This window comes from Jiella pacifica, assembly GCF_010500815.1.
GTDB lineage: Bacteria > Pseudomonadota > Alphaproteobacteria > Rhizobiales > Rhizobiaceae > Jiella > Jiella pacifica.
On sequence record NZ_JAAAMG010000001.1, the window covers coordinates 496,030 to 521,792 of the forward strand.

20 protein-coding genes are annotated in these 25,763 nt (G+C 67.3%); 12 read left to right on the top strand and 8 right to left on the bottom strand.

From position 1 onward, the window contains the following. Window positions 1–19 precede the first annotated feature (19 nt). A complete protein-coding gene (locus GTK09_RS02260) occupies window positions 20–3,508 on the top strand; it encodes a TonB-dependent receptor domain-containing protein (protein ID WP_163460833.1) in 3,489 nt (1,162 codons plus the stop codon). Beyond that, the gene (locus tag GTK09_RS02265; RefSeq protein WP_163460834.1) at window positions 3,509–5,503 is read left to right on the top strand and encodes a CHASE2 domain-containing protein; all 1,995 of its coding nucleotides are present in this window, start codon (window positions 3,509–3,511) and stop codon (window positions 5,501–5,503) included. A 143-nt stretch (window positions 5,504–5,646) separates the two neighbouring features. On the opposite strand, the gene GTK09_RS02270 is transcribed toward GTK09_RS02265, so the two are convergent. The 3 genes from GTK09_RS02270 to GTK09_RS02280 form a co-directional block, all read right to left on the bottom strand. Then, window positions 5,647–8,154, bottom strand: a complete 2,508-nt coding sequence (locus GTK09_RS02270) for a cation:proton antiporter (protein ID WP_163460835.1) — start codon at window positions 8,152–8,154, stop codon at window positions 5,647–5,649. A 124-nt stretch (window positions 8,155–8,278) separates the two neighbouring features. Continuing rightward, entirely contained in the window at window positions 8,279–9,286 is a 1,008-nt protein-coding gene (locus GTK09_RS02275) for a P1 family peptidase (RefSeq protein WP_163460980.1), read from the bottom strand. Window positions 9,287–9,299: 13 nt separating this feature from the next. Then, window positions 9,300–10,403, bottom strand: coding sequence for an ABC transporter substrate-binding protein (locus GTK09_RS02280; protein ID WP_163460836.1), 1,104 nt, complete (start codon window positions 10,401–10,403; stop codon window positions 9,300–9,302). 160 nt (window positions 10,404–10,563) lie between these two features. Between GTK09_RS02280 and GTK09_RS02285 the strand changes: the two genes are divergently transcribed. The 9 genes from GTK09_RS02285 to GTK09_RS02325 all read left to right on the top strand — a co-directional run bounded on the left by GTK09_RS02285 (window position 10,564) and on the right by GTK09_RS02325 (window position 18,836). Continuing rightward, window positions 10,564–11,112 (top strand): flavin reductase, encoded by a 549-nt coding sequence (locus GTK09_RS02285; protein WP_312869556.1) that lies wholly within the window; start codon window positions 10,564–10,566, stop codon window positions 11,110–11,112. A 39-nt stretch (window positions 11,113–11,151) separates the two neighbouring features. Continuing rightward, window positions 11,152–12,066, top strand: a complete 915-nt coding sequence (locus GTK09_RS02290; RefSeq protein ID WP_163460837.1) for an AAA family ATPase — start codon at window positions 11,152–11,154, stop codon at window positions 12,064–12,066. Between the two features lie 4 nt (window positions 12,067–12,070). Continuing rightward, on the top strand, window positions 12,071–13,330 hold the full coding sequence (locus tag GTK09_RS02295) for a vWA domain-containing protein (protein ID WP_163460982.1): 1,260 nt from the start codon (window positions 12,071–12,073) through the stop codon (window positions 13,328–13,330). Window positions 13,331–13,449: 119 nt separating this feature from the next. Further along, entirely contained in the window at window positions 13,450–13,779 is a 330-nt protein-coding gene (locus GTK09_RS02300; protein WP_163460838.1) for an XdhC family protein, read from the top strand. Next, complete coding sequence (locus tag GTK09_RS02305) at window positions 13,779–14,495, top strand: XdhC family protein (RefSeq protein ID WP_163460839.1); 717 nt, start codon at window positions 13,779–13,781, stop codon at window positions 14,493–14,495. The genes GTK09_RS02300 and GTK09_RS02305 overlap by 1 nt, the downstream gene beginning before the upstream one ends. Next, window positions 14,492–16,165, top strand: a complete 1,674-nt coding sequence (locus GTK09_RS02310; RefSeq protein WP_163460840.1) for an NTP transferase domain-containing protein — start codon at window positions 14,492–14,494, stop codon at window positions 16,163–16,165. Before GTK09_RS02305 ends, GTK09_RS02310 begins: the two co-directional genes overlap by 4 nt. A gap of 171 nt (window positions 16,166–16,336) precedes the next feature. Further along, window positions 16,337–16,975 carry a DedA family protein gene (locus GTK09_RS02315; RefSeq protein ID WP_163460841.1) on the top strand — a complete coding sequence of 213 codons (639 nt, stop codon included), beginning with the start codon at window positions 16,337–16,339 and terminating at the stop codon, window positions 16,973–16,975. 78 nt (window positions 16,976–17,053) lie between these two features. After that, window positions 17,054–17,665, top strand: a complete 612-nt coding sequence (locus GTK09_RS02320) for an MOSC domain-containing protein (protein WP_163460842.1) — start codon at window positions 17,054–17,056, stop codon at window positions 17,663–17,665. Between the two features lie 244 nt (window positions 17,666–17,909). Further along, window positions 17,910–18,836 (top strand): FUSC family protein, encoded by a 927-nt coding sequence (locus GTK09_RS02325; protein ID WP_163460843.1) that lies wholly within the window; start codon window positions 17,910–17,912, stop codon window positions 18,834–18,836. Between the two features lie 151 nt (window positions 18,837–18,987). Here the strand turns inward: GTK09_RS02325 and GTK09_RS02330 are convergent, their stop codons facing one another. From GTK09_RS02330 to dctP, 5 genes are all read right to left on the bottom strand, one after another. Then, window positions 18,988–20,517, bottom strand: coding sequence for a malonate--CoA ligase (locus GTK09_RS02330; protein ID WP_163460844.1), 1,530 nt, complete (start codon window positions 20,515–20,517; stop codon window positions 18,988–18,990). Further along, complete coding sequence (locus GTK09_RS02335; RefSeq protein ID WP_163460845.1) at window positions 20,514–21,869, bottom strand: malonyl-CoA decarboxylase; 1,356 nt, start codon at window positions 21,867–21,869, stop codon at window positions 20,514–20,516. Before GTK09_RS02335 ends, GTK09_RS02330 begins: the two co-directional genes overlap by 4 nt. After that, a complete protein-coding gene (locus GTK09_RS02340) occupies window positions 21,866–23,194 on the bottom strand; it encodes a TRAP transporter large permease (protein WP_312869558.1) in 1,329 nt (442 codons plus the stop codon). Before GTK09_RS02340 ends, GTK09_RS02335 begins: the two co-directional genes overlap by 4 nt. Then, on the bottom strand, window positions 23,191–23,733 hold the full coding sequence (locus GTK09_RS02345) for a TRAP transporter small permease subunit (protein WP_163460846.1): 543 nt from the start codon (window positions 23,731–23,733) through the stop codon (window positions 23,191–23,193). The genes GTK09_RS02340 and GTK09_RS02345 overlap by 4 nt, the downstream gene beginning before the upstream one ends. 118 nt (window positions 23,734–23,851) lie before the next feature. Beyond that, complete coding sequence (gene dctP / locus GTK09_RS02350; protein WP_163460847.1) at window positions 23,852–24,841, bottom strand: TRAP transporter substrate-binding protein DctP; 990 nt, start codon at window positions 24,839–24,841, stop codon at window positions 23,852–23,854. A gap of 130 nt (window positions 24,842–24,971) precedes the next feature. Between dctP and GTK09_RS02355 the strand changes: the two genes are divergently transcribed. Then, window positions 24,972–25,718 carry a GntR family transcriptional regulator gene (locus GTK09_RS02355; protein WP_163460848.1) on the top strand — a complete coding sequence of 249 codons (747 nt, stop codon included), beginning with the start codon at window positions 24,972–24,974 and terminating at the stop codon, window positions 25,716–25,718. The last annotated feature ends 45 nt before the right edge of the window (window positions 25,719–25,763 follow it).

Here is a 25,763-nt window from a genome sequence, read left to right on the forward strand (position 1 = left end):
CGCACCGGCGGCAGGCGCCGTGATCGCGACCAGGCTCGGTGAGGAAATCGAACTCGTCGAGGCGCCTAGCTGGCGTGGCGTCGAGGTGTTGCAGGAGGTGAAGACCGGCGACGTCCTGAGAACCAACGAGACGGGCCAGCTCGCCATCCTCTTCTCCGATCAGACCCAGGTGCGCGTCGGCCGCAACTCCACCCTCGTCGTGAAGCAGCGGATCCCCGGCGGCGACACTCGGCTGGTGCTTCAGAGTGGCCAGATCTTCGGTCGCGCGGCCCGCGGCGGCTCCGGCGTCTTCGTCGAGACGGCGGCCGCGACGGCGGCGATCCGCGGGACGGACTGGTCGATGCAGGCCGACGGTTCCCGCACGACGCTGACGGTCCTCGACGGCGAAGTCGAATTCTCCAACCCCCAGGGTTCGGTGACGGTCCGCCAGGGGGAAGGCGCCGCCGCGACGCTCGGTCAGGCGCCGGCGAAGATCGTCATTGTCGCCGACGACGTGCACGAGCAGATGCTCGTCAATATCTCGATCCGGGCGGCGTTCGAATCCTTTCCGACGACGTCGATGCCCAATCGGGCACTCCTCGGCGAGCGCGCTCGGCTGTCGCAGATACCAGTGGCCGCTCGCAGCGCCGAGGACCGGGTGCTGGCGGCCGAGATCGCCGCCGACCGTGACGGCCGACCGGCGGCAGAGGCTGCGATCGGCGAGGCGAGGGCGCTTTCTCTGACGCCGGAACAGTCGGCCCGGCTGGCCCTGCTCGAAGCGAACATTGCGGCGGGGCGGCAGGACTACCGCCGCGCGGTCGGCCTTTACGAAGGCGCGCTCCCGCATCTTTCAGGCGAGCAGAAGACCACCGCGACCTATTTCCTCTATTTCGCCCGTTCCCTGGCCGATCCGCAGCATGCGCCGACACCGCCACCAGCGGATCCGAACGACCGGATCTCCGTCGTTGGTGAGGCGATCGTCGCCGCGATGCTCGACACGCCGCGTGCCGCGCTGAAGATCCTGAAGGATGCCGAGCCGCGGTTTCGCAACGACGCGCAATATCAGGCGGTGCTTTCCAAGGTCGCAGTGCTTTCCAGCGACTATGAAACGGCGCGGCGCGCGGCCGATCGTGCCTATCAGCTCGATCCCGACGATCCCGAGGCACTATCGGCCCGAGCCTACTATCGGGCGAATGGCATCTCCGACGTCAAGGGTGCGATCGCCGACCTCGAAAAGGCCCTGGCGGTCGCTCCCGGCAACACGGACCTGCTCAACGACTACGCCCTTGCGCTGGCCGGCCGCGGCGCCATGAAGGAAGCGGAGGCTGCGCTTCTGCGCGCCGTCGCGATCGATCCGGAGGACCCGGTCAATCGGGCCAATCTCGCCATGCTCTATGTCGCCCAGGGTCGCGTCGCCGAAGCCCGGCAGATGACCGACGCGATTTTCGCCGCCGATCCTTCCTTTTCACTGGCTCATCTGACGCGCGGCCAGCAGCAGATGCTGGAGGGCAAGGAAGCGGAAGCCGTCGACAGCCTGCTCAAGGCTTCCACGGCCAATCCGGCCTATGCCGAAGGTCTCCTGGCGCTCGGCGAAGCCTATGCGGCAACCGGCGACATCGAACACGCCAAGCAGGCCTTCGACGACGCCGACCGGCTCGATCCGAACAGTTCGCTCGCGGCGCAGTATCTCTCCGCGTTGGCGATCGATCAGTATCAGGCGGACGCCGCCATCGAACATGCGCGCGAGGCGGTGGAGCGCATCCGGGCCAAGGGCGGCGACTATCGGTCGATCCACGCGACGCGTGATTCCGGCTCGGTGCTTTCGTCGGCCTATGGCCTCCTATCCCTCGATGCCTGGGGCGCCTATTGGAGCGACGTGGTCTTCGATCCGTTCGAATCCGCCGGCTATTTCGACCGGGCTCTGCATGGAAGCTCGTCGCCCTTCTATCTCAGCCGCGACGACGAGATCGTCGGGCCCGATCCGACGGTCGATGGGCGCGGTTTCTCGCTCCTGACGAAGGGCATTCTGGGTGATGCGCTGAGTCTTGCCGGCTCAAGCCTGCGTCCGTCCTTCGTGACGACGCCGTTCAGCGAAGTGTCGCTGACCGGCGGTTTTCTCAATGCGGGCGGCGAGTTCGGGGGCAGTTTCGGCGCCTCGTTCCAGTCGCTCGGCTACGATCCGCTGCCCTATTCGATGATCATCCAGGCGAGCGGCGAGACGGTTTCGCCCGACTATGCCAGCCAAGAAGAGGAAAATTATCAGGTGATCGGCGGCTTCGGCCTGCAGGTCACCCCATACGACCGGGTGGCCGGCTTCGTCTCGGCGAGCCGCTCGACGGGCGGCCTCAGTCTGGAGGCCGTCCCTCTTACGCGGTTCGACAACACCCGGGACGACAGCTTCACCGGCATCCTCGGCCTGTCCCACACGTTCGGCTACGAGAACGTCCTCAACGTCGCGGTGTTCGGAACGCAGAACGATGGCATTCAGGCCAGCGTGCCGCTGGAGCTCCTCATCAGTGACGTCTTTGGCGCCTACGCCGCCAAGGCGAGACAGGATCGTCTCAAGGCGAGCGCCTCGCACATCGTCGGACTGGAGCCGCTGACCATCGAGTATGGCGGCGAGTATGGGAGCCTGCGTTCAAAGGCCGACAGCGAACTCTATGCCGTCTATCCCACCGGACCGGCCCTGGTCGCGCAGAACGATACGGTGAGCCGCTCCACCTTCGGCCGCGCCTGGATCGACGCAACCTTCGAGGCGACCGAGGAGCTGCGCTTCGAAGCGGGGTTGTTCGGCTCGACCCGCGAGACGGATGGCGAGGCCGACGACCTGATCCAGCCGCGCTTCGGCGCTGCCTTCATGCCGGTCGACGGCCAGTGGCTGCGGGGCGCTTTCATGCGGGAGCGGCCCGAGGAGGACGCCTACACACTGGCTCCGATCGGCGTTCTCGGCCTGCGATCAAACGCTGTCGCCGGCGACGTCGACCATGTCGACACCACCATCGTCCGGCTCGACAGCGAATGGTCCCGCCGATTCTTCACCTCGCTGGATTATCAGCATCAGGACTTCGACGCGCTCAGCTACTCGATTCCCGGCTATATCGACGGCGTCAGCGTCGATGACGCAAGGCTGGACCGTCTCGCCGTCACCGCCAATCTCTGGCTCGGCGGCGGCTTCGGTGCGTCGGCGACGCTCGCCCACTCGTGGTCGAAGGGCACGGTCGCCGACGAGACGGGCGACCTGCCATACGTTCCCGACTGGAGCGGGCAGTTCGCGCTGACCTATGTCGATCCGAGCCGGGTGAAGGTGACGGCCCGGGAGACCTATCTCGGCAGCCGTCAATCCCATCTGGCGGGGTCCGAGCTGGACGATGCTTTCGTCACCGACGTCTTCGGGAGCTGGGAAAGCGAGGATCGGCATCTCGCCATCAATGCCGGCGTCTACAACCTCTTCGACGAGACCGTCGAGGTGGCGCCCCTGGTCCCGACGGCGCAGCGCACCGTGCGCTTCGCGATGCAGGCGCGGTTCTAAATGGATGGAGCACAGCGGCGTCGCCTGGCCGAGACGGCGCTGTGCGTCGTCGCGGTCGTCATCGTCTGTCTCAGCCTCTCGACGTGGCAACCTTTTCGGCTGGCGGAGGCCCGCGTCTTCGATTTTCTGGCGACCTTGTCGCCACCCTCGATGCAGGACATGGCGGACGGCAACGGCGGCATTGTCGTCGTGGCGATCGACGAGCCGTCCTTTGCCGAGATCGGGTTGCAATGGCCTTGGCCGCGCAATCTCCATGCCGAGCTGATCGCGGCGCTTCGCAAGGCCGGGGTGAAGGCCGTCGGCCTCGATCTCGTCTTTGCCGAACCTTCGAGCCCGGTTGCCGATCAGGCTCTTGCCGCGGCGCTCGGGCCGGACGTGGTGCTCGCCGCCGACGAAAGCCTGATCGAGACGCCGCATATGAGCCAGCTGATCCGCACCGAGCCGCTGCCGGAATTCGTCGCTGCGGGCGCGCGTGTCGGGCTCGCCTCGGTCTCGCTCGACGCCGACAACGTCCTCAGACGAATGCCGGCGGCGCCGGACACCTTCGCCGCCGAGCTTCTGAAGGCCGCAGGGGAAACCGAGGCGGGAGACAGAACCGGCGCCGCCGCAGGCGGCAGGCTGATCGCGCCGATGGGGCCGGCGCGGACATACCCGACCATCTCATATTACCAGGCGCTCGATCCCGAGGCCTTCCTGCCGCCGGGCATCTTGAACGGCAAGATCGCCGTCGTCGGCCGCAGCCTGCAGATGGCAATCCCGGCCGAGACCGGCGGCGCGGACAGCTTCGCCACCGCCTTTACCGCGTCGACCGGCATGCTGGTGCCAGGCGTCGAGGTCCAGGCGACGATCGCCGACAACCTGCGCCACGGCCTGTTTTCTGCATGGGCCGGCCTGCCGTCGCTGGGGCTCGCAGTCGCCGCCGCGGCGTTGTTGGCTGGCGCGACGGCGCTTCGCCCGGCGGGCCTGTGGACGCTTCTTGCCGGGCTCGGCCTCGTTGCGCTGGTTCTTGTCGTCAGCGCCGCGTCGTTCTTCGTCCTTCGGGTCTTTCTGCCGCCGATCGCCCCGTCGCTGGCGGTCGCGTTCGTGCTGGCGCCGCTCGCCGCCCGCGACATCACGGAGGAGCGGGCGATGCGGCGCGAGGTGACCAGAGCCTTCGGCCACTATCTCGCCCCGGCGCTGGTCGAGCGGCTGGCGCGCGACCCGTCCGCCCTGAAGCTCGGCGGGGAGCGGCGCGAACTGACCATTCTCTTCAGCGACATCCGCAACTTCACCACCCTTGCGGAATCGATGAAGGACGAGCCGGAGCGGCTGACTCATCTGATCAACCGCCTGCTGACCCCGCTCTCCCAGGCGGTGCTCGACCGGGGCGGGACGATCGACAAGTTCATCGGCGACTGCATCATGGCCTTCTGGAACGCCCCGCTCGACGATGCGGACCACGCCGTCCATGCGGTGGAGGCGGGCCTTGCGATGCTGGCGGCCGTCGAGATCCTGAACGACGAGCTTCGCGCCGAACTCGGCGAGGCCGCACCGAAGCTGACGGTCGGCGTCGGCATCAACACCGGCACCTGCGTCGTCGGCAACATGGGCTCGGCGACGCGCTTCGACTATTCGGTGCTGGGCGATGCGGTGAACTACGCGTCCCGCCTCGAAAGTGCATCGAAAGAGTGCCGTGTGCCGCTGCTTCTCGGTGCCGCGACGGCGGAGAAGATCGAGGGCAGGCTGGCCCCGCTCCTCGTCGCGCGGATCTCGGTCAAAGGCCGCAGCGGCGTTTCGCCGGTCTATACGGTCGTCTCGTCGGAGCCGCTGCAGCCCGCGACGCGCGAGCGTTTCGACGCGGCGGTGGAGGGGCTTCTGCATGGCGCCGAGCCCGTCACCGCGTCCTTCGAGGAACCGGCACTCGGGCAGCTTTACGCCACCATCGCGGCGCGCGAGGCGCACAAGCATCCAAGCCCGAACCGCGGCACGGCCGAGGCGCGGGCGGAGATTGGCTGAAAGGGCTTTGTTCGGCGTTCGATGCCTCCACCGGACGCACGCGTCGGAGTCCATGCCGCTTTCCTTGGAGGGTCGGCGCGACCTGAGCGGCCGGCCTCATTCCACGGCGCAAGGTGGCCGGCAAACGTGCCTTGGGCCGTCCCCTATGCCGTTGCTTCGACGGCGGCGGCGTCGTCGGGGCGGGTCATCTGGTTCTCGTCCATTCGCGCCCGCGCGACGGCCTCGATTTTGGCGCGCAGATCCGGATGGCGGGCAAGGAATTGCGCAAAGTCTTGGGCGGAGAGGCGTAGCAGCGAGGAATAGGCGATGGCCCGCACGTCCGCCTGCCTGCGAATGTCGAAGATCAGCGCCAGCTCGCCGAAGATCTCGCCGCTGCCGAGCCGCACCTTCACCGTGCCCCGTTCCACTTCCACCGCCCCCGAGGCGATGAAATAGGCGGCATCGCCGATCTGGCCGGTCCTGATGAGGGGCATGCCCGGCGGCGCGAAATGCGGCCTGAGGTGACGCGCCAGTTCGCTCTTGGTGCGATCGTCGAGATCGGCAAATAGGTCGCAGCGGGCAATCAGGCTCATCGTGTCGAGGCCGAGGTCGAGCTCCGGGCGCCGCGCCTCGGTCTTGCGACGGCGATCGAGACCTTTCAGGACGTGGCTCTCCACCTCGGCGTTGATGACGCCCGAACTGCGCAGCCGCTCGATCTCGCTCGCCTTGAAGGCATGGATCGAGCGGGCGATGATGCTCCGCTCCAGCTTGGCGACATAGGCCGGATATTGCAGCCGGATCGCCGCGATCTCCCGCTCGACGATACTCTGGCGCTCCTTCAGGGCGGCGATCGCCTCGTCGGTGGGATCCGAGCCCAGCACCGGCCGCAGTTCCGCCTCGGCGAAGGGGATCAGCCGGTCGATCACCAGCGAAATCTCCGCCAGCCGCTCGAACCGGTCGGCGAGGCGCTTCGACAGGAGGCGGCTGGAGCCGAGCCGGCGCTGCAGAAGAAGGCTCAGCCGATCGAGCCGGTCGAAACCGACCTCTGCCCTGTTGGCTTGCGCATAGCCGGCTCTGCCTTCGGCGCGGATCAGGTCCAGCCGCCGCCGTGCCTCCGCCGCGAGTTCGCGGGCGATCGCCGGTGAGATCTTCCCCTCGGTGAAATGGGCGAGCACCATCTCCCGCTGCCGGTTCGACAGGGTGATCAGCGCCAGCCGCAGCTTCTCTTCCTCGACGAGGTTCGAAGTCGAGGTGACGGGGTCGACGACGAATTCGAGGCCGTCGTCGATGCCTTCCTTCTGGGCCGCCGTGCGGAACCGCCGCGCCATGGAATGGGCGAGCATCTGGACCTTTTCGGACGTCGCCGAGAGAGCGAGATCGCGGATCGCCCGGTCGACGCGGGAGAGGACGTCGAGCCGCAGCCGCTGGATCAGCGGACGCAGGGTCGTGCCCTGAACGAACAGGGTCATCAGCGTGTAGCCCGTCGCGATCGTCGCGACGAAGGCGGCGACCGGTCGCGGGATGGCCGGGTTCTCGGTGACGGCCAGGGCAAGAGCGAGCGTCATCGAGCCGCGCAGGCCGCCCCAGATCATCACCACCGCATAGGATCGCGAGACGCCGTCATAGAGCCCGAAGCGGGCGAGCAGCGGGAAGCAGCCGATGATCACCACGGCCCGCGCCACCAGCGTCGCGACGAAGACGACGATGAGCAGCAACAGGTCGTAGGGCGTCGCGTCCGCAACAAGGCGCGGCACGAGGAGCGAAGTCATCACGAAGATCAGGATCGCCGAGCAGGAGGCGAGCTGCTCCCATGTGTCGTTGAGATGGCGCCAGGTGCCGCCGGCGATGCGTCCCGGCGCGAAGGTCGCCAGCGTCACGCCCGCCGAGACGACGGCGATGATGCCGGAGACCTCGAACACTTCCTCGGCGAGCCAGTAGGCGAGATAGGGCACGGCGAGGCTGAGCGAGACGAAGGCGATGCGGTCATCGGCCAGCGAGCGGGACAGCGCCAGGAAGGCCTGGGCGACCAGCCAGCCGAGGACGGCGCCGCCGAGCGGCAGGAGGACGAGGCTGGCGGCGATGCCGAAGGCCGACAATGAGCCGGGGTCGGTCAGCGCCATGGTGAAGATCAGGAACAGTGAGATCGCAGCGGCGTCGTTGAACAGGCTTTCGCCCTCGACGAGCCGTGTCAGGCGCTCCGGCGCCCCGACCTCGCGGAAGATCGCGATGACGGCGACGGGGTCGGTGGTGGCGATCAGCGAGGCGACGAGCAGGCATGCGAGCAGCGGCATGCCTGCGAGCGGCCAAAGAGCCAGAGCGGCGCCGAAGGTAGCGACGACGACGGCACCGAGGGCGAGGATGAGGATCGGAACGAAATCCTCCCGGATCCGGTGCATGTCGACGCCGAGCGAGCCCTGAAAGATCAGCGTCGGCAGGAAGACGTAGAGGAAGAGATGCGAGCCGACCGGGAGATTGAGCACCTGCTCGGAGAATTCCGCCGGAAACAGCGAGCCGGGATTGGCGAGCGAGTAGAGGCAGAGGCTGCCGAGTGCGAGGCCGCCGCCGGCGAGCACGATCGACATCGGCAATCGCAGCCAGCGGGCGACCGGTCGGGCGAGAGATCCGAGAGCGATGACGAGCGCGACGAGCGCGACGATGGTGGTGATCGACATGGCAGCGACGTTTCAGACGGGCACGATCACCTGCTTTGGCGATAAGTCGGCCGAAAGACAATGCTTCGCCGGGATGAGCGTTTAGCGCAAGCCATGCCGAGCCGCCGGATCCGCCGAAGACCGGTCAGCCTCGGAGATCACTCCATACGGACAGAAGGTCCCCCGGGGAGGGCCGCGCGGCATGAACACCCCGGGCGATCGCTCGCGCCATGACGGCAGCCGCGGCGGCGGCGAGATCGATCGAGGCCGGACTGGCCGGATCGACCCCGACGCCCGAGCGGCCGGTGGCGACGGCAAAGACGAGGTCGCCGTCGAAATTGGTGTGCGACGGCCAGATCGCCCGGGAAAATCCGTCATGGCCGGCGACGGCGAGGCGCCTGGCCGCCGCCTTGTCGAGGATCGCGTCGGTGGCGACGATGCCGATGGTGGTGTTGGTGCCGGGCCTGGGGTCGAATTTCGTCTTCGGCCGGCTCGCATCGGCCGGGAAGGGCGACGGCAGTCCGAGCCCGCCGAATTCGCCGTCGATCTCGAAGGGCGCCGCCCAGAAGTGGCGGGTGTCGCCGATGGTGGCGGAGCCGACGGCGTTGACGGCGACCAGCGCGCCGACGGTGACGCCATTCTCCATCCGCAGGGAGGCCGAGCCGAGGCCGCCCTTTAGCGTCGCGGTGGTGCAGCCGATCCCGGCGCCGGCGGTGCCGAGGGCGAAGTCTTCCGTGGCGGCCTCGGCTGCCGCAAAGCCGAAGTCGCGATAGGGGGAGTGGAGCCCCCAGTCCTTGTCGCCGCCATTGGCGAGGTCGAAGAGGATCGCCGCCGGGACGATCGGCACGTTGAACCCGGCGACCGCGAAGCCGCGGCCGATTTGGCGCAGGAAGGATTGAACGCCGGACGCGGCATCGAGGCCGAAGGCCGATCCGCCGGACAGGACCAGCGCGTCGACCCCGGAGACGAGCTTGTCGGGGGCGAGAAGATCCGTCTCTCTGGTGCCGGGCGCGCCGCCGAGGACCAGGACGGAGGCAGTCGAGGCTTCGTCGAGAAGGAGGACGGTCGTGCCGCTCTTCAGCCGAACGTCGCCGGCATGGCCGACCCTGACGCCGCCGACGTCGGTGACGAGATTGCGCGGTCCGAGGCGCAACGCGGCCAACGGCTCAGCCGCCGGTCTCGTCGACGAACTCCTCGCCGCGCCATTCGTAGACGCGGAAGAGATCGAGGTCGCCGTCGCCCTTGTCGTCGAACGTCACCGGTCCGAGGCTCGTCTCGAAGCTCCTGGTGGACAGGACATCGCCGAGGGGTCTCTGCGCCTGCCGGCTTTCCGCGACAGCCTCAATGGCGATCTCGGCCGCCGCATACGCCGTGCCGAAATAGCCTTGCGGCGGCAGATATCCGGGTTCGACGTCTTCGCTGGTGCCCGCGTCGTCCTTCGGTTCGAGCTCCGGAAAGCTCGTCTTCGGGCCGAGGGCGATGATGCCGGCCGGCAAGGGCGTGTCTGTGCTGGCCTCGTCGAACAGCCTTTCCGAGCCAAGAATCGAAAGGTCGAGGCCGAGTTCCTCGGCGTCGCGGGCGATCACCGCGATGTCCGGCCTGTCGCCGGCGATGAAGAAGCGGGTGACGCCGGTGCGCTCGAGCCGTCTTGCGAGGCCGAACTGCTTTTCCTCGGCCGGCCTGTAGTTGTCGATGGTCTGGGGCTGCAGGCCCTGGTCGGCCAAAAGCCGGCGAACCTTATCCGTCAGGCCGCGCGCGGCGATCGAGCCGTCGTCGACGAGGCCGAACGGCTGGTCGGCCCAGCCGGCAGCGATATAGCGCGCGACGGCGGAAGCTTCCGCATCGGAGCGCGGCGCCAGCCGGTAGACCAGAAAGCCGGTGCGCTCCTTGTCGTCGGTGAGACGGTTGGCCCTGACGCCGACATCGAGCGTCGGGATGTCCGCTTCCTTCAGGATCGGCAGGGCGGCCTCGATCGCTTCGACGCAGAGAAAGCCGACGACGATCGTAGCCCTTTCGGCGACGAATGTCCGCGCCGCCGCCGCACCACCTTCGGCCGAGCAGCCGGTGTCGGCAACGGTGGTCGTCGCCGTGCCATTCCGGCGGCCGAGCGCGGCAGTGACCCCGTCGGTGATCTGCCGGCCAAGGATTTCCTGCGAGTCGGACAAGGGCGCGGCGATGCCGATCAGCGGTTCCCGCGCCGGCGCGGCATCCTGCGCCATGGCCGGCATGGCTGCGAGGACGAGCGGGGCGAGGATGGCGAGTGCGCGCATGGCGGTCTCATAGCGGTTTCGTTCGAAGTTGGAAATCGTGCCGCGCCCGTGCCAGAATCGACGGATGCGAATCCATCCGGCGGCGCGCCTACCTGATGACCTGTCCACCCGCGAAGAGCCGAGGATGCGCTCCAACAGCATCCACCCTATGTAACGCCCCATGAACTTCAATCCTGCCCATCCGATGACCGAGGATCGACGATCGTTGCAGCCCGTGCGGACAGATCCCGGAGCGTTTCGCCAGGCGATGACGCGTTTTGCCGCTGCGGTGAACGTGGTGACGACCGACGGCGCCTCCGGCCGGCGGGGCGTGACGGTGACGTCCGCCTGTTCGGTCTCAGACGATCCGGCGACTCTGCTCGTCTGTCTCAATCTGTCGAGCGCCGAGAATGCCTGGTTCGAGGAGAACGGCGCCTTTGCCGTCAACGTCCTGTCGGCCGGCGACGAGGCGCTAGCCAGGGCCTTCGCCGGAGAGGACAAGCTCACCCAGGCCGAGCGCTTCGCCCGCGGCGAATGGTCGACGGGCGCCACGGGCGCGCCGCTGCTCTCCTCGGCCCTCGTCAGCTTCGACTGCCGGCTGATCGATGCCCGCGTCATCGCCACCCACAAGGTGCTGATCGGCGAGGTGGCCGATCTCCGGATCGGAGAGGCGGGCGCCGGGTTGATCTATCTCGGCCGCAGCTTCCGGTCCCTCGACGCGGGACAGTAACAGGCGAGCCGGTGCGACTGCCAGCGTGAAAGGACGAACGTGACGACACTTCCTGCCTCGATCGACGAGACGGCCGCGCTGCTCGACAACGCCGACTATCTGGCGGACCGGCCGCTGGCGACCGTCCTGTTTCTCGCCCTCAAGATGGGCCGGCCGCTGTTCCTCGAGGGCGAGGCCGGCGTCGGCAAGACCGAGATCGCCAAGGTCCTGGCCCAGGCCCTCGACCGGCCGCTGATCCGGCTGCAGTGCTACGAGGGGCTCGACGTCTCCTCGGCGCTCTACGAGTGGAACTATGCCGCGCAGATGATCGAGATCCGCCTTGCCGAGGCGAGCGGCGACACGGCCCGCGACGCCATGCGCTCGGAAATCTTCTCCGAACGCTTCCTCATCCGCCGGCCGATCCTCCAGGCGCTGGAGGCCGTGCCCGGCCGTGCGCCGGTGCTGCTCATCGACGAACTCGACCGCACCGACGAGGCCTTCGAGGCGTTCCTCCTCGAAATCCTTTCGGACAACCAGGTGACGATCCCCGAGCTCGGGACGATCAAGGCCGAGGAGCCGCCGATCGTCATCATCACCACCAACCGCACCCGCGAGATCCACGACGCGCTGAAGCGCCGCTGTCTCTATCACTGGGTCGACTATCCCAAGGCGGAGCGGGAGCTCGCCATCGTCCGGCGCAAGGCACCGCGGGCGAACGCCGAGCTTTCGGCCGAACTCGTTAGCTTCGTCCAGAAGCTGCGATCGATCGACCTCTTCAAGGCGCCGGGCGTCGCCGAGACCATCGACTGGGCGAATGCCCTGACCGAACTCAACGCCGTCGCCCTCGACCCCGCGCATATTTCGGACACGCTCGGCGTGCTGCTCAAATATCAGGACGATATCGAACGGCTGCAGACCGGCGAGAGCAAGAAGATCCTCGACGAGGTGCGGCGTGAGCTTCGAACGGCCGGCTGAACCCATGGTCGAGGACGTCGATGCTCCGGCAAAGGCCGATCCGCAGGGCAGGCTCGCCGACAACATCGCCTATTTCGCCCGGGCGTTGCGCCGGGCCGGCCTGAAGCTCGGGCCGGCCGCGACGCTCGACGCCATCGCTGCGGTGAAGGTCGCCGGCATCGCCTCGCGCGACGACTTCTATTGGACGCTGCATGCGACGCTCGTCTCGCGCCGCGAGGACGAGGCGGTCTTCGCGGAAGCCTTTCGGCTGTTCTGGCGCTCGCGCGAACTGATCGAGAAGATGATCGCGATGTTCTCGCCGACGGCGCCGCCGCGCGAGAAGGAACCCGAGAAGAAGCGCGCCGGCGAGGACCGCGCCGCCGAGGGTCTGTTCGAAGGCGCCGAGAACCGTGTGACCCGTCAGGACAAGCCGATCGTCGAGATCGACGCCAGCCTGACGGTCTCGGGCGACGAGGTGTTTCGCAAAAAGGACTTCGCCCAGATGTCCGTCGCCGAGCTTGCCGAGGCTCGGCGCGCCATCGCCGCGCTGAGACTTCCAAGCGACGAGGTGAAGACCCGCCGCTTCAAGCTCGATCCGCGCGGCCGCCGGATCGACGCCCGCGCCACCATGCGCGCCTCGATGAAGACCGGCGGCGACCTCGTCCTGCCGAAGTTCTCGTCGCAGAGGACGCGTCACCCGCCGGTGGTGGTGATCGCCGACATTTCGGGATCGATGAGCCAGTACACGCGGATCTTCCTGCATTTCCTCCACGCGCTGACCGACGAGCGCCGGCGGGTGCATACCTTTCTCTTCGGCACGCGGCTGACCAACGTCACGCGGCAGATGCGCCGCAAGGATCCCGACGAGGCGCTGGAGGAATGCGCCGGCGCGGTGAAGGACTGGTCCGGTGGTACGCGCATCGGCGAGGCGATCGGCGCGTTCAACCGCGTCTGGTCGCGCCGGGTGCTCGGGCAGGGGGCGATCGTCATCCTCATCACCGACGGGCTGGAGCGCGACAGCGTCGAGGATCTGGAGAAGCAGATGGAGCGGCTGCACAAGTCGTGCCGGCGGCTGGTCTGGCTCAACCCTTTGCTGCGCTTCGACGGATTCTCGGCCAAGGCGCGCGGTGTGAGAGCGATGCTGCCCCATGTCGACGAGTTCCGCTCCGTCCACTCTCTGGATGCCATGCGAGCGCTCTGCGAGGCGCTTTCGAGCGCGCGGCCGGCGACCGAGACCGATCCGCGACTGTGGCTGCGAGACGAACGGATCGGTGCGGCTGCCTGACCCTTGCCGGGTGCAGGCTGAGGATCGACATATGCCTGTGATGGGAGTTGGCGCTGAAGGGCAACGTGGGCGCCGCCTTTTCCGGAAGATACGCCGCGACCCGATCTGCGAGGTTTGAAATGTCCGAAATCGTGACCGAACTCGACGTCCTGAAGACCACTGAGCGCTGGGCGGCCGAGGGCCGCAGGCTGGCGCTGGCCACCGTGGTCGAAACCTGGGGCTCGGCGCCGCGGCCGACCGGCAGCCATCTCGTCATCGACGACGAGGGCAATTTCGAGGGCTCGGTCTCGGGCGGCTGCGTCGAGGGCGCCGTCGTCTCGGAGGCGATCGACGTCATCGCGGCGGGCGAGCCGCGGATGCTGGAATTCGGCGTTGCCGACGAGACCGCCTGGCGGGTCGGGCTCTCCTGCGGCGGGCGCATCCGCGTCTATGTCGAGAAGGTGAACTGATGGATCGCGCTCTTCTCGCCGGGCTGAACGAGGAGCGTGCCGCGCGCCGCGCCGCCGTCGTCGTCACCGAGCTTGCCACCGGCCGGCAGCGACTGGTGCGCGAGGCCGAGGTCGGTGCCGACCCGCTCGCCGCCGAGGTCGAAAAAGCGATCCGCTCCGGCAAGTCCGGTATCGCCCAGACCGAAGCGGGCGAGGTTTTCCTCAACGCCCATCTGCCGCCGGCCCGCATCGTCTCGATCGGCGCCGTCCACATCAGCCAGGCGCTGGCGCCGATGGCGAAGATCGCCGGTTTCGACTTCGAGATCATCGATCCGCGAACGGCTTTCGCGAGCGAGGAGCGCTTTCCGGGCGCGACCCTTCATGCCGAATGGCCGGAGGACGTTCTGAAGGAGCGGCCCTTCGATCCCTATACCGCCGTCTGCGTCATCACCCACGACCCGAAGATCGACGACTTCCCGCTGTTTTCGGCGCTGCAGACCGGCTGCTTCTACATCGGCGCGCTCGGCAGCCGGAAGACCCATGCCAAGCGCGTCGAGCGGCTGAAGGAGGCGGGCATCCCGCAATCGTCGATCGACCGCATCGAGGCGCCGATCGGCGCCGACATCGGCGCGGCGACGCCCGGCGAGATTGCCGTTGCCATCCTCGCCTCGGTCATCGAGGCCTTCCGCAAGCGCAAGATGTTCGCCGATCGCCGCGGCGAGACGGAGCCTGCATGAGATTCGGCGAGGTTTCGACGAGCGAGGCGGAGGGAACGCTGCTCGCCCATTCGAAGAGCGTCGAAAGCGGCAAGATCGCCAAGGGTACGCGGCTTTCGGGCGGCGATGTCGCCGCTCTGGCGGCGGCCGGCTTCCAGACGCTCGTCGTCGCCCGCCTCGATCCCGGCGATCTGACCGAGGACGAGGCGGCGGCCCGCATCGGCGCTGCGCTCGGCGGCTCGCATCTCGTCGTCGCCGATGCGGCGACCGGCCGCGTCAACGTCCATGCGGGCGCCTCCGGCCTCTTCGTCCCGGACCGGTTGGCGATCGACCGCATCAACGCCGTCGATCCCGCGATCACGCTGGCGACGTTGAGCGAGTTCGAGCCTGTGACCGACGGCCGTATGGTCGCCACGGTGAAGATCATTCCTCTGGCCGTCTCGGGCGCCTCGGTCGAACGAGTTCTGGAAATCCTCGCCGAAGGGCCCGCCTTCCGCCTCGCGCCGTTCCGGCCGCGCAAGGTCGCGCTGATCCAGACCGAGCTGACCGGGACACGGCGCAAGATGCTCGACAAGACCCGGCGGGTGACCGAGGCGCGGCTTGTGCCGTCGCAGTCGCATCTTGTCACCGAGCTTCGCTGTCCGCACGAGGACACGGCGCTTTCGGCTGCCCTTCGGCAGACCGAGGATGCCGATCTCGTTCTCGTCTTCGGTGCCTCCGCCGTCATCGACGCGGCCGACGTCATCCCCGCCGCGGTTCGGCTGGCGGGCGGCACGGTGGATCATCTCGGCATGCCGGTCGATCCGGGCAACCTGCTGCTGCTCGGCCACATCGGTGGCCGGCCGGTGCTCGGCGCGCCCGGCTGCGCCCGCAGCCCCAAGGAGAACGGCTTCGACTGGGTTCTGAACCGGCTCCTGGCCGACGTCGCGGTGTCGGGCGAGGACATCCGCCGGATGGGCGTCGGCGGGCTCTTGATGGAAATCGCCTCACGGCCGCAGCCGCGCGAAGGCGGCCGCGAGGTGTCCGAGGACGACGACCCCTCCGTCGACATCGTCGTGCTGGCGGCTGGCCTGTCCCGGCGCATGGGCGGTGCAAACAAGCTGCTCGCCGAATTCGACGGAAAGCCGCTGATCCGCCGCACGGTCGAGACGGCGCTGGCATCGAGGAACGCCGACTGTGTTCGCGTCGTCGTCGGGCATATGCGGGCCGACATCGTTGCCGCGCTGGACGGCCTCGACGTGGAGATCGTCGGGAGCCCGAATTTCGCCGATGGGCTCTCCGCCTCGCTCAAGGCGGGTTTCATCGCATCGAAGGAGGCCGATGGCGTGCTCGTCATGCTCGCCGACCAGCCGCTGCTCGCCCCTCGGGATCTCGACCGGCTGATCGCCGCCTTTACCGGCAGGGGCAAGGGCGCGGTCGTCGCCGCCTGCGATCGTGGCGAGCGCCGCAATCCCGTCATCCTGTCGACGGGTTTCATGCCGGCGATCGAGGCGCTGACCGGCGACGTCGGCGCGGCGCGGATCATCGCCGCCCATCCCGACGCATTGGTCGAGGTCGATATCGGGCCTGCGGCGAGCCTCGACGTCGACACGCCGGATGCGGTGGAGTCGGCGGGGGGACGCGTTGTCGGGGAATGGTACTCGGGCCGATCGATCCGATCGGCCCGAGTATCAAGCCCGCGCGGCGATTGAGCGGACTTCGCATGAGCCGACAAAACGAGCGGCGCAAGCGCTCCGCGCCGTGGTATCGACACCTCGCGGCATCGCTGCCGAGTATGGAACGAATTCGCGCTGCGCAGGCTTTGTCGACAGACGCCAGGAATCCTGATCCCCTCTCACGAGACAGCATTGGACCTGCCATCGATGGACGACTTCGTCCGCAACATCATGGACACTTTCGGCGTCTTCGGTATCGGCATGTTGATGTTTCTCGAAAACATCTTCCCGCCCATCCCGTCAGAGCTGATCATGCCGCTCGCTGGATACCAGGCGACCCAGGGCAGCATGTCGATCGTGGCCGTGATTATCTCCGGCACCATCGGTTCGCTCCTCGGCGTCATCCCCTGGTATTATGCCGGCCACTATCTCGGCGAGCGGCGGATGAAGCGCCTCGCCGCCCGTCACGGCCGCTGGCTGACGCTTGCGCCCGAAGACGTCGACAAGGCCAATGACTGGTTCCGCCGCAAGGGGGCGGCCGCCGTGCTGTTCGGCCGTCTGGTGCCGACGGTGCGGACGCTGATCTCGGTGCCGGCAGGCGTCGCCCACATGGCGCTGGTGACGTTTCTGATCTATTCGGCCATCGGCAGCGCGATCTGGACGACATTCCTGGCAATGCTAGGCTTCCTGCTCGGCCAGCAATACGAGATGGTCGAGGGCTATATGGGGCCGGTGTCGAACGCCATCATCATCGCCATCGTCGCCTTCTACATCTACCGGGTCGTCACCTTCGACCCCGGTCGCATCGATGGCGACGCCGGTCGCGAGCGACGGGAAGGTGGCTGACGGCAGCCTCCGAAGTCGGGCTTGTCCCGGCCGCAGCAATGGGCGACAAACCTTCGATTGAGTTCGAAGGGGGTCCCCATGAGCCAAGCGAGCCTGCCCATCTTCCAGCTTCCGCAGATCACCAGGCCGCGGCGGATCGAAGGCCGGATCACCGGTCTTTACCGCACGAGCGGCGAGGGCTTCGAAACCATCCCCGTCGAGCGACTCGATCTCGGTTATGACGGGATCGCCGGCGATCGGCATGGCGGCCTGACCCGCAAGAGCGGTGGCCGCGAGCCTTGGTATCCGCGCGGCACCGAGATGCGCAACGAGCGCCAGCTGTCGATCCTTGCCCCGGACGAACTCGCCGCCATCGCCGCGGCGATGGACATCGCCGAGCTGCGGCCGGAATGGATCGGCGGCAATCTCCTCCTCGAGGGCATTGCGCAACTCACCTGGTTGCCGCCACGCACGCTTCTGTTCTTTGCAAATGGCGTGACGCTCAAGATCGATGGGGACAACGGCCCCTGCCGCTTCGCCGGCCGATCCATCGCCGAGAAGGTCGGTGGCGGTACCGATGTCGAGCTCGGCTTCGTTCAGGCGGCAAGGAAGCGGCGCGGCCTCGTCGCCTGGGTGGAAAAGCCCGGCACGATCGCGGCGGGCGAAAGCTTCGAGGCGCGCCTTCCTGAGCAGTGGATCTATCAAGGTTGACGAAATGCCGCTTGCCGCTCCAAGCGCTCTTGCTCGGGGCAAAGGCAGCACGCAGATGCGGGGCGGCCATGACCATATCGTCCGGCGCGCCGGACGACGATGCGGTGCGATATCATGACGCCGGCAACCGGCCGCCGGGAGGAGCGTTGTGGCTCCTTCCGCGCGAAAAAGGAGCAGGGATCTGTCTTTCGCGGCTCGGGCCAAGAATCATGTCATAGGCCTCGTCCGCTTTTCCGGCGAGCCGATGCCCTGGAAAGCGGTGGCCGCGACGCTGCTTGCGGCGGCGCTGCCGCCGGTGGTCTGCGGCTTCTTCTTCGGCAAGCTCGCCATCGCCGCCCTGATCGCGGCGATGTCGGCGCATCTCGCCTCGAAGGACGTGCGATCCGGCACGGCGGGGCTGATCGTCTTTTCCACCGGTCTCGCCGGCTTCGTCTGCCTGGGCCAGCCGGACATGACGTTGCTCGTCGCGCCGATGGTGGGGATCGCCGCTGCGACGGCCGGACATTACGGCTTCGCCCGGCCGGTGGTCCGCGGCCTGATCTTCTGGACGATCTTTACCAGTTTCCTGATGCCGGCGGACCAGCCGGAGGCGCTGTTCGTCGTCTATTGCCTGTCGATGCTGTGGAGCCTCATCGTCACCCATCTCGCTGGGCTTTCCGCCACGCTGCCGCCGGAAGAGGCGACATCGAATCACTATTCGGTGGTCTTCGGCGCGGTCTTCGCGGTCGGCCTGGTGATCTCGGTTTATGTGGGCCAGCGGCATTTCGGCGCGCACGGCTTCTGGTTCCCGCTGACCTTTGTGGCGCTCTGCCTGCCCCCGCACGGCCAGCTGTTTTCGCGGACGTGGCAGCGCGGCGTCGGCACGGTGGTCGGAACGCTGTTGTTGTTCGCTCTCGGGCAGATCGCCAGCGACCCGTGGTGGATCGCGCCGATCGGGGTGATCGCGCTGCCGCTCGGCTTCCGCATCCTGCCCCAGAGCTACACCGGCTTCATCACCTGCCTGACGATCACCGTGCTCGCCTTCCTCAACATCGCCACCGACATCGACACCCTGGCCTTCGAGCGGCTGGCGACGATGGCCGCGGCGGCGGTGATGATGGCACCGTTGGCGGCGCTTGGGGCGCTGGCGTTGTGGCTGATCAAGCCGGAGGCGCTGCGGGCGTTGCAGTAATCGAGCCGCGGGCCGGCGACGCCTTCACCCTCATGGTGAGCCTGTCGAACCACGAGGGTGAAGCTCCAACATGCGCCGAGCGCCCCTCGTGGTTCGACAGGCTCACCATGAGGGGCTACTTTCGCGCTTTCGTTGATAGGTGACGCTTCCCTCACGCCCCGCCCAGCAGATCCTTGTAGGCCTCCCGCAGCACATTCTTCTGCACCTTGCCCATGGTGTTGCGGGGGAGTTCGTCGACGAAGACGATGCGCTTGGGCTGCTTGAACCTTGCCAGCTTGTCCTTCAGCGCAGCGATCACCGCGTCTTCCTCCAGCGGTTCCTTCGCCACCACGCAGCCGACCACGCCCTCGCCGAAATCCTTGTGCGGCACGCCGATCACCGCGCTCTCGACGACGCCCGGAAGCTCGTCGATCACCAGCTCGACTTCCTTCGGATAGACGTTGTAGCCGCCGGTGATGACGAGGTCCTTGCCGCGGCCGACGATGGTGACGTAGCCGTCCGGGTCGACGAAGCCGAGGTCGCCGGTGATGAAATAGCCGTCGGCACGGAACTCCGCGGCCGTCTTCTCCGGCATCTGCCAATAGCCGGAAAAGACGTTCGGCCCCTTCACCTCGATGACGCCGATCTCTCCGTCGGGCAGGATCTTGCCGCTCTCCGGATCTGCGATGCGCAGCTCCGTGCCGTCGAGCGGGAAGCCGACGGTGCCCGCCCGGCGCTCGCCGTCATAGGGGTTAGAGGTGTTCATGTTGGTTTCGGTCATGCCGTAGCGCTCGAGAATGCGCTGGCCGGTCGCCGCCTCGAAGGCGCGGTGCGTCTCGGCGAGGAGCGGCGCCGAGCCGGAGGTGAACAGCCGCATATGCGCGGTCGAATCCCGGTTGAGCCGCGGGTCGTCGAGGAGCCGGGTGTAGAAGGTCGGGACTCCCATCATCGACGTCGCCTTCGGCAGGTATTTGAATACCTCGTCCGCATCGAACTTCGGAAGGAAGATCATCGACCCGCCGGCGATCGTCACCGTGTTGGAGGCGACGAACAGGCCGTGGGTGTGGAAGATCGGCAGGACGTGGAGAAGGACGTCGTCGGCGGAAAAGCGCCAGGTCTCGCGCAGCACCTCGGCATTGGAGAGGAGGTTGCCGTGGGAGAGCATCGCCCCCTTGGAGCGGCCGGTCGTGCCCGAGGTGTAGAGGATCGCCGCGAGATCGTCCGGCGCACGGGCGACCGTTTCGAAGCGCTCGCTCGCGGCAAGCGCCTTGTCGCTGAGCGAGCCGGCGCTCTCCTCATGGGACCGCCAGATGCCGAGGGTCTCGATGGCCGCTCCGGCGGCCGTCGCGATCGGCTGCAACTGGTCGCGCCTTCTGGGGTCGCAGACGAAGACCGCGGGCCTGGCGTCGGTGAGGAAATACTCGATCTCGGCCGGCGTGTAGGCCGTGTTCAGCGGCAGGAACACGCCGCCGGCGCGCACCGTGGCGAGATACAGCATCAGCGCCTCGATGGACTTCTCCACCTGGACGGCGACCCGGTCGCCCGGCTTCAGACCGAGCGCAACGAGAGTGTTGGCAAAGCGTGCCGAGACCGTCTCGACGTCGCCATAGGAATAGTGGCGGCCGTCCGGCAGGAGCGCGAACCGGCGGCTCGGCTCGCTTTGCCCGGCCGCGAGCAGCCCGTCGAAAAGCGTATTGGTCATGCGACGTCCTTCAGTGTGTGTCCACCGCGCCCGGGCAGGAGCCCCGTCACCGGGCGGCTGGCGGCGATCTCGCCTTCGGCGGCGTAGGCCTCGTGCCGTTGCTCGACCTTCGGCAGATCGTAGAGATAGTTGACCATCAGCCCATGCGCCTGGGCGAGGCCGCGGCGGGACGGATCGCCCATATGCATGATGCGGTTCAGGACTGCGCCATTGCCGAGATGGAAACGGGCGACGGGATCGAGCGGCTGGCCGTCGCCGCGCTTGGCCCTGAGAAAATACCGGGCCGCAAGCGACAGGATGCCCGGCCGCGCTTCCTCGACGCGGGCCGGATCGGCCTGCCAGTCGGTCTCCGAGACGATGTCGATCGCGCGTTTCTCCGCTGGCTCGAGCCGCTCAAGGACGTCCTTTGGCAGGGCTTCGATCCAGGCCGAAAAGCCCGGCACCGGCGAGAGGGTCACGAAGGTCTTGAGGCTCGGAAAATGCTCCTTCAGATCCTCGGCCACCTGCTTGATCAGGAAGGAGCCGAAGGAGACGCTGGCGAGCCCCTTGTGGCAGTTGGAGATCGAATAGAAGACGGCGGTCTGGGCGTCCTCGGCGGCGATGATCGCGCGATCGGGATCGAGCACCGAGGCGATCGAGGCCGGGATCTCGTCGGTGAGCGCCACCTCGACGAAGATCAAGGGATCGTCCGGGATCGATGGATGGAAGAAGGCGAAGCAGCGTCGGTCGGCAGGCGCGAGGCGCTGGCGCAACTCGTCCCAGTTGCCGATGGCGTGGACCGCCTCGTACTGGATGATCTTTTCCAGGATCGAGGCCGGGGTGTTCCAGTCGATCGGCCGCAGCATCAGGAAGCCGCGGTTGAACCAGGACTGGAAGAGGTGCCTGAGATCCTTGTCGACCGGGGCGAGCCGGGCAGGGTCCTTGCGGCAAAGCGGCAGCAGCCGCTCGCGCAGCTTGACGAGCTCGGCGGTGCCGCCGGGCGCGAGATTGAGGCGGCGGAACAGTTCCTGGCGCGGCGGCTCGGCGATCTGCTGCAGGCGGACAAGCGCCTCGGCGTCCGGATGGCTGGCATAGGCCGTCGCCGCTTCGGCAAGTTCGACCGGGTCGGGCGAAAACTCCTCGGCCAGCATGTGGAAGAAGCGCTTGATGCCCTTGTCGTCGAGGGCGCGGACGCCGTGGATGATGTCCGCCGCCATCCGCACGCCCGTCGCCTCGCCGCGCGAGGAGACGAGCCGGTGGCAGAGCGCCGCGAGTTCCGGCACGTCGACGCTTTGCGGCCTTTCCTCGCCCGCGAACCAGGAGCGGGCACCGATCGAACTCAAGAGATCCGACAGAAGCGAGACGCGGCTCATCCTCCAGGCCCCATGACAAGATTTGGCAGGAACAGGGCGATCTCGGGAAAGACGCAGAGCACGACGATCCCGAGCACCATGCACAAGACATAGGGCAGTGACCCGCGCAGAATTTGGGCGAGCGAGATGTCCGGCGCGATGCCGTTGATGACGTAGAGATTCAGCCCGACCGGCGGGGTGATCAGGCCGATTTCCATGTTGATCGTCAGGATCACCGCGAACCAGTAGGGATCGAAGCCGGCATTGGTGATGATCGGCAGAAGGATCGGCGCGGTCATCAGGATGACGCCGACCGGCGGCAGGAAGAAGCCGGCCACCAGCAGGAACAGGTTGATCACCGCCATCAGAACCCAGCGATTGACGTCCATGTCGGCGATCGCCTGCGCCACGGTCTGGGTGATGAACATCGAGGAGAGGGCGAAGGCGAAGAGATCCGCCGCGCCGATGATCAGCATGATCATCACGCTCTCCTTGAGCGTGTCCCGGAAGATCACGTTCATCGAGGAGAACTTCCAGGCCTTGGAGAAGACGCCGTAGACCACCGCGACGAGGACGAGGCAGAACAGCGCGCCGACACCGGCGGCCTCCGAAGGCGTCGCGACGCCGCCGTAGAGCACCCAGAGCACGCCGACGATGATGGCGAGGAAGGGCAGCACCCGCGGCAGCGCGGCGAAGCGCTCGCGCATGGTGAAGCGTTGGGAGAGTTCGGAGAGGCCGAGCCCGCGCCGTTTGCAGGCGATGATCGTCCAGGCCATGAAGAAGATCGTCAGCATCAGCCCCGGCATCAGGCCGGCCAGGAACAGCCGACCGATCGAGGTTTCCGTCGCGATGCCGTAGACGATCATCGTCACGGAGGGCGGGATGAGGATGCCGAGCGTGCCGCCGGCGGCGATCGAGCCGGCGGCGATCTCCGCCGGATAGCCGCGCTGGCGCATTTCCGGAATGCCCATCTTGCCGATCGCGGCGCAGGTGGCGGGCGAGGAGCCGGAGAGCGCGGCGAAGATCGAGCAGGCGCCGAGATTGGACAAAACGAGGCCGCCCGGCACCCGGTTCAGCCAGCGGTCGAGCGCCTCGTAGAGATCCTTGCCGGCGGGCGAGGAGGCGACGGCGGCGCCCATCAGGATGAACATCGGCACGGCGACGAGGCTGAAGGGCGAGAGATAGCCGAAGAACTGCTCGCCGACGGTCTCCAGGAAGAAGCCGCCATAGACAACATAGAGCGCGCCCATGGCGACGAGGCCGAGGGAAAAGGCGATCGGCGTTCCGATGGCCAGGAGGCCGAGCAGGACGACCAGCATCACCAGGCCGGCGAGAAGCGGGCTCACGGTCGGACCTCCTCGGTGGTCTCGGAAAACAGGACGGGTTGCGGTTCCACCGGATCGGCGCCGTCGAGGAAGAGCCGCAGGATCTCGGCGACATATTGCAGCGCCAGCATCACCGTGCCGACCGGCATCGGCAGAAGCGGCATCCACAGGGGCACGGCCCAGACGGTCTCGGAGGTCCAGCCGTTCGACCAAGCCTCCTCGAAATGCACCCAGCCGGCATAGGCGAGCAACGCTACGAAGAGCAGCGAGAACAGCGCGGCGAGGATCTGCATGGCAAGGCGCAGCGGCGGCGCGGCGGCCATCTGCACGATGTCGACATTGACGTGGCCCTTGACGATCAGCACCCAGGGCGCGCCGAGGAACGTCGCCGCGACGATGGCATAGGCGGTGTATTCGGTCTGCCAGACGGTCGACCAGCCGAGCGCGTAGCGCACGAAGACCATGTGGCTGACTGAGAGGACGGCGGAAAACAGCAGCGCCGCGGCAAGGACGCCGAGCCCCTGCGAGATCGCCGAGATCACCCGAATGAAAAGGCGCATGAGGTCTCCACGGGCCGCACGAAGCTCGCGGCCTGGCCGCGGGGCGCCGGAAAGCGACGCCCCGTGAGGTTAAGCGGGGCTCCGGCCGCTGGCCGAATCCCCACGCGAACGGTGACCGTCACTCGACGGCGAGCGCGTCGTCGATCAGCTTCTGGCCGTTCGGCACCTTCTCGGCGAAGTTCTTGTAGGACGTCTCCTTGGCGATCTGCAGCCAGGCGTCATAGTCTTCCTTCGACATCTCGACGACCTCGACGCCGTTCTTCTTGTAGACCTCGATGAGCTCGGCATCGAGCTTCTTGGCTTCGCCGGCGAAATAGTCCTCTGCGGCCTGGCCGGCGGCCATCACTGCCTTCTGCTGCTCTTCGTTCAGCCGGTCGAAGGAGCGCTTCGACATCAGGATCGGCTCGTACATGAACCACAGGGCGTTCTCGCCCGGCGCGGTCAGGCACTTGGCCAGTTCGTAGATGCGATAGGAGATGAGCGAGCCCGAAGAGGTGTTGGCCCCGGTCAGGACGTTCTGCTGCATGCCGGTGTAGATTTCCGACGAGGGCATCGAGGAAATCGACGAGCCGGCGCCGACCAGCATCTCCTCGAAGGCCGGACCTGCGGCGCGCAGCACCTGGCCCTTGGCCGTGTCCGGAGAGGTGACGCATTGCGTCGACGAAACGAAGCCGCCGGCGAGCCAGGCGTCGGACAGGACGATCGCGCCGGCCTTGTCCACCTCGGCCTTGATCGCGTCCATGAAGGGCGAATCGTTCAGCCGCGCGGCGCGCTCGTGATTGCCGACGAGGCCGGGCATCAGCGTCGCGGAAAAGGCCGGATGGCGGCCGGAAGCATAGTCGAGCGGGAAGGCGGTGATGTCCACCTGGCCCTTGGTCACGGCGCCCCACTGGTCCTTCGCCTTGAACAGCGATTCGCCGGGGAAGACCTGCAGTGCCAAGCCGACATCGGCCTTTTCGAGCTCCTTGCCGATCAACTGCACCATCTCGTCGCGCACGTCTCCCTTGCCGCCCGGCCACTGATGCGAGGCACGCAGCGTGACGTCCTGGGCGACGGCCGAGCCGCAGAGGGCAAGGCCGCAGACGGCCGAAAGCAATAGTTTCTTCATGTTCATTCCTCCCGTGTTGAAGCCTTGGCTTCCTGACTCCTCCAAGCCATCCGGCGAACCAACATCGACTTGCACACGAAGTCAAGGCAATTGTATACGATTTACAGATCAACGACGCCGGTCTAATCGCATGGAAACCACCACAAAACACGCCGTCGAGACAGCCGCAGCTGACGCGACCGCCGGAAGCGAGGAGCCATCGCCTCGGCGCCGGCCGCCCGGCAGCCGGGTCAAGTCGAGCGAGATCCGGGATGTGCTGGAACAGGAGATCGTCACCGGAGAACGTTCGGCGGGCGAGCGGCTCGACGAGCAGGCCGTCGCCGCGCGCTTCGGCGTCTCCCGCACCCCGGTTCGCGAGGCGATCAACCAGCTCGCTTCGGCCGGGCTCGTCGAACTCATCCCGAACCGGGGCGCCTTCGTGCGCGAGACCGGCCTCGGCGAGATGGTCGAGATGTTCGAGGTGATGGCCGAGCTGGAAGGCATGGCCGGCCGGCTCGCGGCGCGGCGGATCTCGGCTGCGGCGCGGTCCAGGCTACGGGCGGCTCTGGCGGCCTGCGAGGGGGCGGCGGCGCGCGAGGCGCCGGACGACTACTATTACGAAAACGAGCGCTTCCATCAGGCGATCTACGATGCCTGCGGCAACGGCTTCCTCGCCGAGGAGGCCCGCCGCCTGCATCTTCGCCTCAAGGCCTTCCGCCGGCTTCAGCTGCGCGTACCCCAGCGCATGCACCAGTCGCTCGCCGAACACCGCGACATCGTCGCCGCGATCGAGGCCGGCGACGGCGAGCGGGCCGAAGCCGGGTTGAAAAGCCACATCATGGTCCAGGGCGAGCGCTTCGCGGACCTCGTCGCCAGCCTGACGCCGAAGGGGTTTTGAACTTGTCGAGGTGGCATTGCTGGTGAGCGCCGCCATCACCGACGA